The following is a 13,118-nucleotide window of genomic DNA, read 5'->3' as shown; positions in this document are numbered from 1 at the left end:
CTACCTCTCCTCTGTCGTTGGGGTCTTGAGCGAGTCGAGCACGAGGGCGCGGACCGCGCGGCGGTCGGGCTTGTCCCCGCGCGTGGTGGGGATCGCGTCCACGAAGACCACGTGGACGGGGATCTTGAAGTGGGCGATGCGGCCACGGAGCGCGTCGGTGAGCTCCCGCTCGGTGGGCGCGGTCCCGGGGGCGGGCACCACGGCGGCCACGGGGACCTCGCCGTAGAGCTCGTCGGGGATGCCGGCGGCGCAGCAGGCCGAGACGAACGGCAGCTCGCAGATGACCTCCTCGAGCGCGGAGCACCAGACCTTCTCGCCGCCGCGGTTGATCATGTCCTTCTTGCGGTCGACGACCCAGACCATGCCCTCGGCGTTGGCGCGGGCCATGTCGCCGGTGGCGAGCCAGCCCTCCGCGTCCGGGCCGGGCGCGGCGTCCCCGTAGTAGCCCTCGGTGACGCAGGCGCCGCGGAGCATGAGCTCGCCCGTCTCGCCGAGCGCGACCTCGGCGCCGGACTCGTCCACGATCTTGGCGTCGACGCCCGGCACGGGCTTGCCCGTGGCGCCGGCGTAGACGGAGGTGGGCGAGTCGAGCGGGAAGAGCAGGGCCGGCGAGGCGGTCTCGGTCATGCCGTAGACCACCTGGAAGGTGGCCGTGGGCATCCACTCGTGGAAGGCCCGCATGGCCGGAAGCGGCTCGTAGCTCGAGCCCGAGAGCATCGCGCGGACGCTCGGCAGCTCGCGGAACTCGTCGCGCAGGGGCAGGAGCTCGGCGAAGGAGGTCGGCGAGCCGTGCAGGTAGGTGATCTCGTCGTCGCGCACACAGGTGAGCACGCGGCGGGCGTCGAAGAGGCGGTGCAGGTAGGTCGTGGCGCCCACGTAGACGAACTGGACGAGAAGCGCGATGAGCCCGGTCACGTGATAGATGGGAATCGGTATGAGGCAGCGGTCCTCGGGCGTGGTCCCCATGAGGCGCGCGTAGACCATCGCGGCGTGGCAGACGTTGTAGTTGCGCAGCACGACGCCCTTGGCCGCCGAGGTGGTGCCGCTCGTGAACATCATGATCACGGGGTCCTCGGGCCCGCCCGCGGCGTCGACGCCCTCGCCCGAGAGGCCGGCGAAGCCGTAGCCGTCCGCGACGCCGCGCGACCACACCACGGGGACGCCCAGACCCTCGAACGAGGGGGCCCAGGACCCGAACTCCTCGCCCGCCACGAGCGCGGACAGGTCGGCGGCGCGCACGAGCGAGAGCACCTCGGGCTCGCGGTACTTGGTTGGGATGGGGACGCACACGGCACCGAGCTTGGAGATCGCGTAGAGCGTGACGGCGAACTCGAGGTCGGCGTGCATGAGCAGGCCCACGTTGTCCCCGCGGGAGACGCCCGTGGAGGCGAGGTGGGCGGCGAGCTCGTCGACGCGGGCGAGAAGCCCCGAGAAGCTCGTGGCGCGGTGCCAGTCGTCCACGATCGCCGTGGCGTCGGGGGTGCGACGGGCCGTGTCGAGCAGCATGTGGTAGAGGCTGGCGGGAAGGTCGTCATAGGTGACGACGGCACGGCCGCCGAAGGACCGCGGGGACATCCCCCGCTGCAGCACGCGGTTCCAGCACGCGGAGCCCGAGATCACGAGCGCTCCCCTCCCAACCGGCTTCCGATCGACAGCAGCGAGAAGGTCCTTCTCGCCGCCAGGACGAAGTTCTCCTCGGCGTGAGCGAGCACGTCGGAGAGGGGCGCCGCGTCGATGACGGTGGGGACGAGCGCGTCGACGCCGCAGCCGAGAAGCTCGGTGGCGTTCGCGTCCATGCCGCCGACGATCGCGACGCAGGGGACGCCCGCCGCCCGGCAACGCGCGGCGACGCCGCTGATCACCTTGCCGTGGGCGGACTGCGCGTCGGCGTGGCCCTCCCCCGTCACGCACAGCGCGGCGCCCTCGAGGGCGTCGTCGAGCCCGACGAGGTCGAGCACCCACTCGACGCCGGGGACGACCTCGGCGGAGAGGAACAGGCGGGCGGCCGCGCCGAGGCCTCCGGCCGCGCCCATGCCGCCCTCGTGGGCGACGAGCGTGCCGAAGGTCCGCTCGAGCACGGTCGCGTAGGAGCGCATGCCCGCCTCGAGGCGCTCGAGCACCTCCGGGGAGGCGCCCTTCTGCGGGCCGAAGACGTAGGTGGCCCCGCGCTCGCCGACCAGGGGGTTGTCGACGTCGCACATGACGTGGAAGCGGGCGGCGCGCAGGCGCGCCTCGAGCCCGGAGAGATCGATCGAGGCCACGCGCTCGAGGTCGGCGCCGCAGCCGCGGAGCTCCGCGCCCCCGGCGTCGAGGAAGCGCGCGCCCAGGGCGCGGGCGAAGCCCATGCCGCCGTCGTTGGTGGCAGAGCCGCCTATGGCGAGCGAGACGTCGGTGGCGCCGTGGTCGAGGGCGTCGAGGACGAGCTGACCCGTGCCGTAGGTGCTGGCGCGCAGCGGGTCGAGCGCCTCGCGCGACACGAGGGTTATCCCCGAGGCGGCAGCCATCTCGATGACGGCGCGGTTGCCGGGCAGAAGGCCGTACGTGGCCCGGACGGGATCGCCGAGCGGGCCCTCGACCTCGGCCGAGACGAGGCTTCCGCCGGTTGCCGCAACGACCGCCTCGACCGTGCCCTCGCCGCCGTCGGCCACGCCGAGGCCGAGGCACTCGACGTCGCCGAACGCGGCGCGGGCCTCAGCCTCGAGCAGCTTCGCCGCACGTGCCGACGAGATCGTCCCCTTGAACGAGTCGCATGCGAAGACGAAGCGCGTCATGGCGTCTAGTCCGTCTCCTCCATCTTGCCCTCGCCGAACTGATAGCGGCCCGAGGAGCCGAAGAGGCGCATGTAGCGGGCAAGCCACTCGGTGGCCTTCTCCTCGGCGGCGACGGAGAGCAGGAGGTAGTCCGGACGCTCGTTCTCGGCCATGTACTCACGCAGGGCGGCGACGTAGGCGGCCGAGTAGTCGGTCCAGAGGTTGATCTTGTTGATGCCGCCCTCGACGGCGCGACGGAAATTGTCGTCGCCGGCGCCGGAGCCGCCGTGGAGCACGAGCGGGTAGTCCTCGCCGAGGGCCTCCTTGATCTCGGCCAGGCGGCCGAAGTCGAGCTGGGGGACGTAGTCGGCGGGGTACTTGCCATGGGCGGTGCCGATGGCCACAGCGAGCGCGTCGCAGCCGGTGCGCTCGACAAACTCGACGGCCATGTCGACCTTGGTATACATGTCATCGGAGCGGCCATCGCCGTCGGCCGCCTGGCCGACATGGCCGAGCTCGGCCTCGACGGACGCACCGTTGGCGTGCGCGAACGCCACGACCTGCTGGACGCGGCGGATGTTTTCCTCGAAGGGCAGGCTGGAGGCGTCGCACATGACGCTCGAGAAACCAGCCTTGATGCAGCGGCAGATGTCCTCGAACTCGGCGCCGTGGTCGAGGTTCAGGGCCACGGGGACGTTCAGGGGCTCCGCCAGGGCCTCCACCATGGGGACGAAGGCCTCGGGAATCGCGTTCATGTGGATCTGACGCGGAGAGACGTCGATGATCAGCGCGGACTTCTCGGCCTCCGCCGCGGCGAGCGCGGCGCGAACCATATTGAGGTCCGGGCAGTTGGGGGCGGGAATGGCATAGTGATTGACGCTGGCGTGCTGAAGCATTTCTCTCATGGAGACGTACATGGTGGGCTCTCCTTCTAAAGCCGATTCCCATACGGGCCGTCTGGCCCGATTCTTAGAAAAAGGGCGGGGGAGGTTTTCCCCTCCCCCGCCGCATGGCAGGTGGTGGTACTAGCCAAGCAGCTTGTCGAGGACGCCGTTGCCGGCCATCTCGGCCTCCTGGTCAACCGGCTTGCGGAGCAGGAAGTAGAGGGTTCCGGTGACGATGGCGCCAGCGAACCAGAACAGGATGAACTGGAGCGGGTTGCTCATCATGGCAATGACGAACACACCGCCGTGGACGGCAGCAGACTCGAGGGCGAAGTAGCCGCAGAGGCCGCCGGAGATCGCGCCGCCGATCAGGCAGGGAACGAGGCAGCGCCAGGTGTCCTGCACGAGGAACGGGATGACGTACTCCTGGATGTAGCAGCAGGCCAGGACGAGGCCGGAGATCGTGGTCGAGCGCTCCTTGTCGGTGAACTTCTTCTTGCCGGTGAAGCGGTCGATGATCTGGGCGATGCAGACGCCGAGCGGGTTCTGCATGCCGCCGCACATCTTGCAGGCAGCAGGCCCGAGGATGCCATCGGCGTTGAGGCCGTTGGCGACGAGGGCGACGGCCTTGGAGATCGGGCCGCCCTGGTCGGTGGACATGCCGGCACCAATCGCGGCGCCGAAGACAAAGCCACCGACGCCCTGGAGGTTGGTGAGGGCGCCCGTGATGATGTTCATGATCCAGCTGATAGGCACGCCGACGATGTACCACATGACGAGCGACGTCACGCCAGTCGAAATCACCGGGATCAGCAGGATCGGGAAGACCGAGGACACGTCCGTCGGGACCTTCTTGGAGAGATCCTTGAGCCAGATGGTGATGTAGCCGGCAATGAGGCCGCCGATGACGGCGCCGAGGAAGCCGGCCTTGATCGTGTTGGAGATGACGCCCACGGCGAAGCCGGGAGCGAGGCCGGGCTTGTCGGCCAGGGCCCAACCGATGTAGGCACCAATGATGGGGACGGAAACATCGAAGATGGCCGCACCGATGGCATACACGACCATGGCGAGCGTGTACTGGGTGTAGTCACCCACGGCAGCCATGTCCGCGGCGATGTTGTAGCCGCCCATGGCCTTGGCGATGCCCTCGAGCACGCCGCCGCCAACAATGAACGGAATCATGTAGGAAATGCCCGTGAGAACGGCGTCCCAGGCAATTCCGGCCTGGCTCTTCTTCTTCTCGTTCTTGCGCTTAATCTCAGCCATTAGCTAATTGCCTCCAATACTTCTTCCACGACCCCGGCGGCCGTCTCAACCGTCATGACCTCTTTCGTCCTGCAGCTGAGCGTCGGAATGGGATCAAAGCGCTCAGGGTTCTTGATCTTGATGTCGGCTGCGATGATTGCCGCATCCGCACGAGCAAGATCCTCGTCGGTGATCACGTTCTCCATACCCGTGGCGCCCTGGGTCTCGATCTTGGCCTCGCAGCCAGCAGCCTCGATTGCCTTGGTCAGGGACTCGGCGGCCATGAACGTGTGCGCGATGCCAATCTGGCACGCAGTGACGCCGACGATGTACTTCTTCTCTGCCATTTCCCCTCCTCTCACATGTGATTTGCGACCCGATTCGCTTGACCCTCCTGGCCCCAACCTCGGGCTTCTACTCGTATTGGAGGTCTCTGTGCGTCAATCATATTTCCTCCACAGTATTCGGAAGGCGTAATGCGCTATTTGGGGCACTATTCATATCTTCTACATATCATGTTCGTTTATTTGTTCGCTTATTTACAGGATTCTTGTGAAGTATTGACAGCTATACGGAACTGCGACACATTTCCTACATAATTACGCTAGTCGAGGAGCGCCGTAAGTCACGGCGCGGACAGGAGGGGCCGTGTCCAAGCAGACGTCCGGCGAGGCACTCGTCATTCGAGCCAAGGTTTTGCTGCCCGCCATATATACCTTCATGGGCGCGTGTCTGCTTCTCGCAGGCATACTTGCGCTCACTCAGCCGCTTCCCCATGCCGACAACCCGATATTCATGCGCGTCGCGCTCAGTGGCCTTGGGATACCCTTCTCCATCTGGATTCTCGTCTCAAACGTCCGCAAGATCTATCTCAGGCGCAACGCGATCGTCATCGACGAGCACGGCATCACCGACAACACCGGCGGCATGGCGCCCGGGTTCATCGCCTGGGAGGAGGTCGAGGACGTCCATCTGCTCAAGCTCAAGGACGACACCTATCTCTGCGCCACCCCGACGGACTACGTCAGCTGGTCCGCGCGCCTGCGGCGCGGGCAGCGGCGCCTCGCGCAGGCAAACCTCGACGCCGGCTTCGCCCCGATCAGGATCCAGTTCAAGAAGGCGACCGAGCGCTACACTGCTGCCGACGGCCTCGCCGCGGTGCGCCGGTTCCACCCCGAGAAGGTCTCGAAGGTCAGAAAGCCCAAGTACTAAGCCCTAGGAGAGATCGGCCGCATGCTCGACGTCATCATCAAGGTCTCCTCGTTCGTCTTCATCATCCTCGTCGGCATCGCGGCGGCGCGCAGCGGCAAGTTCGGCCAGGGCGCCGACCGCCTCATCTCGCGCATCGTCTTCAACCTCACGCTCCCCTGCGCCATCGTGCGTGCCTTCCAGTCAGCCGAGCTCCGTCCGGAGCTGCTCGGGCTCATCGTCGTCGGCTTCCTCGCCAACGTGATCCCGTTCTTCGCCTCCTACGTCGTCTACCGCTCGCGTCCCCTCGAGGAGCGCATCTTCCAGCAGGCCAACGTCTGCGGACTCAACATCGGGTGCTTCGCCCTCTCCTTCGTCCAGGCGTTCTTCCCCGCCGCCGGCGTCGTCGCCACCTGCCTGTTCGACGCCGGCAACTCCCTCATGGGAACGGGCGGCACCTGGGCGCTCATACGCTCGCTCGTGCTCGGGACCAACCACGACCGTCTCAGCGACCGCCTGAGGGTCTTCGCGCGCACGCTCTTCTCGTCCGTCCCGTTTGACTGCTACGTCGTGCTCATCGCGATGGGGCTCGCCGGCGCGCGCCTGCCCGAGCAGGTCATCACCCTCATCAGCCCGATAGCCGACGCCAACGCGTTCCTTTCGATGTTCATGATTGGACTTATGATAAGGTTCAGCGTTGACGGGAGGAAGGCGGTCGAGCTCGCGCGCCTGCTCGGATGGCGTCTGGCCTGCTCCGCCCTCCTCACCGCCGCCGCCCTGTTCGTCCTGCCCTTCGACGGCATCGTGCGCCAGGTCGTGATCGTCCTCGCCTGGGCGCCGGCCGCCTCCACCGGCCCGCTCTACACGCTCTGGGCCGGGGGCGACGAGGGACTCGCGGGCATGGCCAACGCGCTGACCGTTCTTCTCGGCGTGGTTATCATGACCGCGCTCGTGATAGTGATGGGAGTCTAGGTGAGCATCCTCTGCTTCGGCGAGCCGCTGATGAGGCTCGCAACCCTGAACCACGAGCGGTTGGACTCCGCGCTCAACCTCAGCATCTCGTACTGCGGCGCGGAGACCGTCGTGGCCGTCACCCTCGCGCAGCAGGGCGAGAGCGCGGTCTTTGCCACCAAGCTCGCGAGCAACCACCTCGGCACCAACGCCCTCATGACCCTCACGCGCTACGGCGTGGACGTCTCCCGGGTGATCCGCTCGAACGACCGCATGGGCATCTACTTCTCCGAGCGCGGCCTCTCGATCCGCCCCAGCATCGTCACCTACGACCGCTCCGGCACCGCCATGGCCAACGCCCTGCACACCGACTTCGACTGGGACCACCTGCTCAACGGCATCGAGGTCCTGTTCTTCTCGGGCGTGGCGCCGGCCATCTCCGAGGAGCTCTACACCGCCTGCAAGGAGGGCCTCGCCGCCTGCAAGGGACGCGGCATCCGGACGGTGATGGACCTCAACTACCGCGAGACGATGTGGAAGTCGCGCCAGGTCGCGCAGCGCAAGGTGGGGTCGCTTCTCTCCAACGTGGACCTGCTCATCGCCTCCGAGGACGACATCATCGGCTACGAGGGCGCGCAGGTGGAGACCGAGGACGTCTTCGACTACTGCCTCAGCTGGGCGAAGGGCATGCTCGCGGACTACCCGCTGCGCGGGGTCTACATCGTCGTGCGCAACGTCGACCGCTATGACTTCGCCGCGATCCGCGGCGCCATAGTCACGCGCGAGGGATGCTGGCTCTCCGACACGCAGCAGGTCTCCGTCGCCGACATCTCGAGCTGCGGCAGCGTCTTCTCCGCCGCCATCATCCACGGCGACCGCTGCGGCTGGGACCCCCAGTTCATCGTCGACTACGCCACGATGTCGAGCGCCTACAAGGCCACGATCTACGGCGACTACTCCTCCGCCACGGAGAGCGACATCGCCTCGCTGCTCGCCGCCGGCTTCAAGCCGCGCATCCGCCAGTAGCTCCTTCGCCGCGCCTCTTGTGGGCCAGAACCACCGGTTCGTCCCCGTTCTTCTCGGCACGCGGGCTAAAACTAGCGGCTCGTCCCCCTTTCCCGAGGCGTTCGGAGGGGGACGAGCCGTTGTTTCTAACCAAAACCGGCCGTCAAAGGGGGACGACGCGTTGTTTCCAACTCGTCAGACGCCGAGAAGGACGCGCTCCCCTAACGTGCGGCCGGAGGCTCGATGCCCAGGTGGTCGAAGGCCGCGAGCGTGGCCTGGCGCCCCTGCGGGGTGCGCACGATGAGGCCGCACTGCAGGAGATACGGCTCGTAGACGTCCTCGAGCGTGGCGGGGTCCTCGGAGACCGCGCTCGCCACGGTGGTGAGCCCGACCGGACGCCCGCGGAAGGTCGAGCAGAGCGCGGTGAGGATCCGCACGTCCATGGTGTCCAGGCCCAGCGCGTCGATCTCGAAGAACTCGAGCGCCTCGGCCGCCACCTCGCCGGTGATGGTCCCTTCGCGCTTGACCTGGGCGTAGTCGCGCACGCGCTTGAGCAGGCGGTTGGCGAGGCGCGGGGTGCCGCGGGAGCGCGACGCGATCTCAGCTGCGCCCTGGGCGTCTATCCCCACGCCGAGGATGCTCGCCGAGCGGCTCACGATGACCGAGAGCTCGGCGGGCGTGTAGTAGTCCAGGCGGTACGAGATGCCGAAGCGGTCGCGCAGGGGGCCGGTGAGCAGGCCGGTGCGCGTGGTGGCGCCGACGAGCGTGAAGCGCGGCACGTCGATGCGGATGGAGCGCGCCGCGGGGCCCTTGCCGATGACGATGTCCAGGAAGAAGTCCTCCATCGCCGGGTAGAGGATCTCCTCGATCTGGTGGTTCAGGCGGTGGATCTCGTCCACGAAGAGGACGTCGCCCTCCTCGAGGTTGGTGAGGATGGCCGCGAGGTCGCCGGCGCGCTCGATGGCGGGACCGGAGGTCGTGTGCATCTTGGCGCCCATCTCGTTGGCGACGATGCCCGCGAGGGTGGTCTTGCCCAGGCCCGGGGGGCCCGAGAAGATCACGTGGTCGAGGGACTCGCCACGGTCGCGCGCCGCCTGGATGAGCACGCGCAGGTTCTCGCGGACGCGCTCCTGGCCGATGTACTCGTCGAGGGTGCGCGGGCGCAGCGTGCGGTCCTGGTCGAGGTCGTCTGCCGTGAGCTCGCCGGTGACGTCGCGTGGGCCCGCCGTGCGCGCGACGGGCGCGGGCGTGGCGAAGAGGTCCTTCTCGTCTGCCTCCCACATCAGCGACCACTCCCCAGACGGCGCAGCGCGTAGGCGAGCACCTGCTCGATCGTGACGGCGCCGGCCTCCTCATGCCCCTCGAGGGCGAGCTCTGCCTCCTGGGAGGTGAAGCCCATGGAGAGCAGCGCCTCGGCGGCCTCGGCCTCGACGCCGGCGGAGACAGGTGCCGCCGCGAGCGGAAGCCCGGCGTCCGGGCCGGAGAGGCCGACCAGCCCGCGCAGCTCGGCGTTCTTGGAGAAGACGTCCGAGAGCTCGACGAGCAGGCGGCTGGCCTTCTTGCGGCCCACGCCGGGCACCTGCGCCATGCGCGCCGCGTCCTGCGCCAGCACCACCTGGGCGAGCGCGGCGGGCGAGAACGTGGAGAGGACCGAGAGCGCGAGCTTGGGTCCCACGCCGGAGATGGCGCGCAGCTGGTCGAAGAGGGCGCGCTCCTCCCGCGTGGCGAAGCCGTAGAGCTCCATCGCGTCCTCGCGCACGATCATGCGCACGAGCACGGTCACGCCGGCCTCCCCCGCGTGCGGGAGCGAGGCGGCGGTCGTCGACGAGACGCCGAGCTCGAACCCCACGCCGCCTGCGTCGAGCACGACGCGCGACGGCGTGACCTCCAGAAGCGTACCGGTCAGCTGGACTATCACGTGAGGACCCTCCTTGCCTGGCCCAGATTCTTCGTGCGCGTGACGTTGGCGTGGCAGACCGCCGCGGCGAGCGCGTCCGCGGCGTGGTCGGGACGCGGGTCGTGGTCCAGCGCGAGTATGCTGCGGACCATGTAGGTGACCTGGTGCTTGTCCGCGGCGCCCGTGCCCACGACCGCCTGCTTGATCTGCATGGGCGTGTACTCCCCCACCGATAGGCCGGCAGTGGAGCACGCCACGATCGCCGCGCCGCGCGCCTGCGCCGTGGCGATGGCGGACTTGGTGTTCTCGCCGAAGTAGATGCTCTCTATGGCGAGCTCCGTGGGGCCGTACTTCTCGATCACCTCGGAGAGCGTGCGACATATGCGCCCGAGGCGCACGTCGATGGGCTCGCCTGCCGTGGTGGTCACGCAGCCGTAGGCGCGCGCCCGGCACGCGGACCCGCGCGTCTCCACGACGCCCCAGCCCGTGTGGGCCAGACCCGGGTCTATGCCGAGAATAACCATGCTTCCCCTTGCCGCTGTGCGTGCCGTTCGAACGTCCGTTCTATCCTAGCACAAGCGCCGGGCGGCGTCCTCCCGGGAGCCGGCGCGCTAGTTCTCCGAGAAGGGCCCGTCCCAGGGGTCCGCCGCCGGGGGCTGTCCCTGGCCTCCGTGACGGCCGGACGCACCCTTCCCCGCTCCCGCGTCAAGGGACGAGAACCCGCCGCCCGCCGAGAAGTCGCGCAGGTAGCCGAGAAGGTCGAGGATGTCGCCCTCGTGCGCGCCCTCCCGCTCGGACGCGGGCTCGGGCGCCTCGGTCGCGCCGGGCGCGTCCGCGGAGAACTCCTCGAGGCGGGCCGCCAGGCGCTCGGCGTCCGGGCGCGGGCGGTCGCGCCAGGCCAGCGAGACCGGGCCGCGGGCCTCGTCGAGCGTCCGGGACGAGACCGTGGGCGCCAGCACGCGGGCCGGCCGGTCCGTCTCGAGGTCCCTCAGGCGACCGACGACGGCACGCACGACGTCGGCGTGCCCGCGCTCTGCCACGATGTCGGACAGGGACAGCTCCCACTCCACGTAGCTCGAGAGCACGAGGTCGACGAACTCGATACGGGACTCGGGGGAGCCCAGGTCCCCCTCGCCGGCGACGACGTCGGGCACGCGGACCTCCGCGAGCGCCTCGACCGGCAGGACCGGGGAGATCGCGTTGCGCATGCGCGCCAGGGCGAGAAGGTCGGAGCGGTAGAGGTCCGCGAACGGCTGGAGGGCCGCCGCGGAGAGGGTCGCCGGCTCGAGGGCGCGGCCCGTCTTGTCCAGCGAGCCGAGGGCGACGGCGCCGCTCTCGCGCGCGACGGCCGCCAGGCGGAGCTGCAGGAGGTCGGAGGCGGAGTCGGCGTCGGGCGCGGACGCGACGTCCGCGATGGTGACGTTCTCGTCGGGAAGGCGCAGCGCGCGCACCACGTCGCCCGCGCGGCCCGCGTCGGCGGGGCCGCCCCGCGCGACGACGGCGCGCACGTTGGTCGGCCCGAGGGCGTCGACGGCGAGCACCGCCGCGAGCAGGGAGGGCAGGGAGCCGTCCAGAGCGACGCAGGCCGAGGGGGAGCCGAGCTCCCCCACGAGCGAGGAGAGGCCCATCCCGAGGGCGCCCCAGGTCAGAAGCGACGGGTCGTAGACCTCGGGCGTGACCGGGTTAGACAGGGGGCCCTCCGCCGAGGGGTCGACGTCGCAGACGAGCAGCGCCTCCTCGAGCGAGGGGGCGCTCGCGGCGAGCTCCCCCCACGGCGCCAGCACGAAGCTCGAGCCGCAGCAGAGCTGCGTGTCGTAGCAGCCGAGCGAGCCCACGCCCACGACCCACGCCCCCGTCGCGCGCGCGTCGGCGGGGAAGCGTCCCTCCGCGAGCGAGCTCCCGAGGGCGCTCGACGGGTCGTCCACGGCAAAGCCGTACGGCGAGAGGAACACGATCACGTCCACGTCGTACGCATAGTCGTCGTAGACGTCGAGGTCGTCGTAGGTGAACGCGACGCCGAGGCGGGCGCCGCGGAAGGGGATCTCCGGGAGGGCGTCGGAGGTGGCCTCCTCCCCCGCCGGCGACCCCGAGGCGAGCGACTCGAGGCGGGCGGCGAGGCGGACCGGGCGGACCTCGCCGCCGTCGATCAGCAGCGCGTCGGGGAGCGGCTCCCCGTCGAGGTCCACGAGAACCGGCACGAGACAGGGGCAGGCGAGCTCGTCCATGAGTCCGGAGAGGCACTCGATGAGGTCGAGCAGGAGGCCCTCGCGCTCCGCGCCCAGGACGGGCGTGAGCCCGCAGAGCGTCGCGGCGGGGTACACCAGCAGGTCGACGCCCTGCTCGGCCGCCCGGCGCGAATAGTCGGCCATGCTTCGCGCGGTGGCCTCGAAGTCGCCCGCCCGCGTGGAGAGCTGCGCGATGCCGATTCTCATGTGGTCCCCCTCGTTCTTCTCGACTGCGCCCATTGTCTCACAGCGGCGCGGGCCCACGTCCTTCTCGCCTGGCGCCGCGCGGGCCGGCCACCCCACGCCCTCTTCACGTTGTGCACGAGTTAGCTATGCTCCCAGTCCCCATCGAGTTACGTTTGCGCAGGTGGCGAGAAGGTCCACGGGGCCGTGCGTCTCCCTAACTCGTGCACAAATGAAAGGGCGGGCGGAAGACGGGATGGAGGGCCGAGCACCGCCGCGCACGAAAGGGGCCCCGTCGCCGGGGCCCCGCCGAGTCCGATGGTCGCCGAGCCTAGACGTCGGCCTTCCAGAGGCCGTGCAGGTTGCAGTAGGCGTAGACCGTGCCGCCCTCGGAGCAGCAGGCGCCGAACTTGGTCTTGGGCTCGTCGCCGGGCGCCAGGTGCTTGAGGCAGAGCTTTCCGTCCGTCACGAGCGCGATCCACTCGATGTAGTGCTCCTCGGTCATGGGGTGGGCAACCTCGCCCACGGAGACCACGATATGGTTGCCGTCCTTGGCGACGACGGGAACGTGCTTCTCGGTGGCGGCGTCGGTGGAGCCCGCGACGAGCAGCTCCATGGGCTCGCCGCAGCAGCTCGGCGTGACGCCCCCGTCCCTCACGACGGCCACGATGTTGCCGCAGTGGTTGCAGCGGTAGAACTTGACCTCGGCCATGATGTGTCCTCTCTCATGGGTCGGGCGCCGTCTGCGCCCGTTGCCTCTCTCGTACCCGTCCGGAGGCGGCCCTAAGCC

The 13,118-nt window shown here is 69.1% G+C and carries 13 protein-coding genes; 3 read left to right on the top strand and 10 right to left on the bottom strand.

The features are described 5' to 3' along the window. The 5 genes from INF26_RS03360 to INF26_RS03340 form a co-directional block, all read right to left on the bottom strand. Nucleotides 1-1,620, bottom strand: coding sequence for a class I adenylate-forming enzyme family protein (locus INF26_RS03360; protein WP_193529299.1), 1,620 nt, complete (start codon nucleotides 1,618-1,620; stop codon nucleotides 1-3). Beyond that, nucleotides 1,617-2,771 carry a glycerate kinase family protein gene (locus tag INF26_RS03355; RefSeq protein ID WP_193529298.1) on the bottom strand — a complete coding sequence of 385 codons (1,155 nt, stop codon included), beginning with the start codon at nucleotides 2,769-2,771 and terminating at the stop codon, nucleotides 1,617-1,619. Before INF26_RS03355 ends, INF26_RS03360 begins: the two co-directional genes overlap by 4 nt. A 5-nt stretch (nucleotides 2,772-2,776) precedes the next feature. Further along, nucleotides 2,777-3,667, bottom strand: a complete 891-nt coding sequence (locus INF26_RS03350; protein WP_193529297.1) for a class II fructose-bisphosphate aldolase — start codon at nucleotides 3,665-3,667, stop codon at nucleotides 2,777-2,779. Nucleotides 3,668-3,775: 108 nt separating this feature from the next. Then, nucleotides 3,776-4,900, bottom strand: a complete 1,125-nt coding sequence (locus INF26_RS03345; RefSeq protein WP_193529296.1) for a PTS fructose transporter subunit IIC — start codon at nucleotides 4,898-4,900, stop codon at nucleotides 3,776-3,778. Further along, the gene (locus tag INF26_RS03340) at nucleotides 4,900-5,226 is read right to left on the bottom strand and encodes a PTS fructose transporter subunit IIB (protein WP_193529295.1); all 327 of its coding nucleotides are present in this window, start codon (nucleotides 5,224-5,226) and stop codon (nucleotides 4,900-4,902) included. The genes INF26_RS03345 and INF26_RS03340 overlap by 1 nt, the downstream gene beginning before the upstream one ends. Nucleotides 5,227-5,527: 301 nt before the next feature. On the opposite strand from INF26_RS03340, the gene INF26_RS03335 reads away from it, so the two are divergent. Genes INF26_RS03335 through INF26_RS03325 form a run of 3 tightly spaced genes read left to right on the top strand, consistent with a single transcriptional unit; the run spans nucleotide 5,528 to nucleotide 8,044 of the window. Continuing rightward, nucleotides 5,528-6,091, top strand: a complete 564-nt coding sequence (locus tag INF26_RS03335; protein WP_193529294.1) for an STM3941 family protein — start codon at nucleotides 5,528-5,530, stop codon at nucleotides 6,089-6,091. 21 nt (nucleotides 6,092-6,112) lie between these two features. Beyond that, nucleotides 6,113-7,039, top strand: a complete 927-nt coding sequence (locus INF26_RS03330; RefSeq protein WP_193529293.1) for an AEC family transporter — start codon at nucleotides 6,113-6,115, stop codon at nucleotides 7,037-7,039. Then, nucleotides 7,040-8,044, top strand: coding sequence for a PfkB family carbohydrate kinase (locus INF26_RS03325; protein ID WP_193529292.1), 1,005 nt, complete (start codon nucleotides 7,040-7,042; stop codon nucleotides 8,042-8,044). It abuts the gene before it with no gap. Nucleotides 8,045-8,244: 200 nt separating this feature from the next. Here the strand turns inward: INF26_RS03325 and ruvB are convergent, their stop codons facing one another. From ruvB to INF26_RS03300, 5 genes are all read right to left on the bottom strand, one after another. Continuing rightward, nucleotides 8,245-9,306, bottom strand: a complete 1,062-nt coding sequence (gene ruvB, locus INF26_RS03320; RefSeq protein WP_193529291.1) for a Holliday junction branch migration DNA helicase RuvB — start codon at nucleotides 9,304-9,306, stop codon at nucleotides 8,245-8,247. Next, nucleotides 9,306-9,941, bottom strand: coding sequence for a Holliday junction branch migration protein RuvA (ruvA, locus tag INF26_RS03315; protein ID WP_193529290.1), 636 nt, complete (start codon nucleotides 9,939-9,941; stop codon nucleotides 9,306-9,308). The genes ruvB and ruvA overlap by 1 nt, the downstream gene beginning before the upstream one ends. After that, the gene (gene ruvC / locus INF26_RS03310) at nucleotides 9,938-10,444 is read right to left on the bottom strand and encodes a crossover junction endodeoxyribonuclease RuvC (RefSeq protein ID WP_193529289.1); all 507 of its coding nucleotides are present in this window, start codon (nucleotides 10,442-10,444) and stop codon (nucleotides 9,938-9,940) included. The genes ruvA and ruvC overlap by 4 nt, the downstream gene beginning before the upstream one ends. Before the next feature lie 87 nt (nucleotides 10,445-10,531). Continuing rightward, nucleotides 10,532-12,352 (bottom strand): NAD(+) synthetase, encoded by a 1,821-nt coding sequence (locus tag INF26_RS03305; RefSeq protein ID WP_193529288.1) that lies wholly within the window; start codon nucleotides 12,350-12,352, stop codon nucleotides 10,532-10,534. A gap of 307 nt (nucleotides 12,353-12,659) precedes the next feature. Beyond that, nucleotides 12,660-13,040, bottom strand: a complete 381-nt coding sequence (locus INF26_RS03300) for a desulfoferrodoxin (RefSeq protein ID WP_193529287.1) — start codon at nucleotides 13,038-13,040, stop codon at nucleotides 12,660-12,662. Between the last annotated feature and the right edge of the window lie 78 nt (nucleotides 13,041-13,118).

Source organism: Thermophilibacter gallinarum (genome assembly GCF_014982725.1).
In the GTDB taxonomy this organism is placed as follows: Bacteria; Actinomycetota; Coriobacteriia; order Coriobacteriales; family Atopobiaceae; genus Thermophilibacter; species Thermophilibacter gallinarum.
Note: the sequence above shows the minus strand (reverse complement) of the source record. Positions and strands in the feature narration are given on the sequence as shown.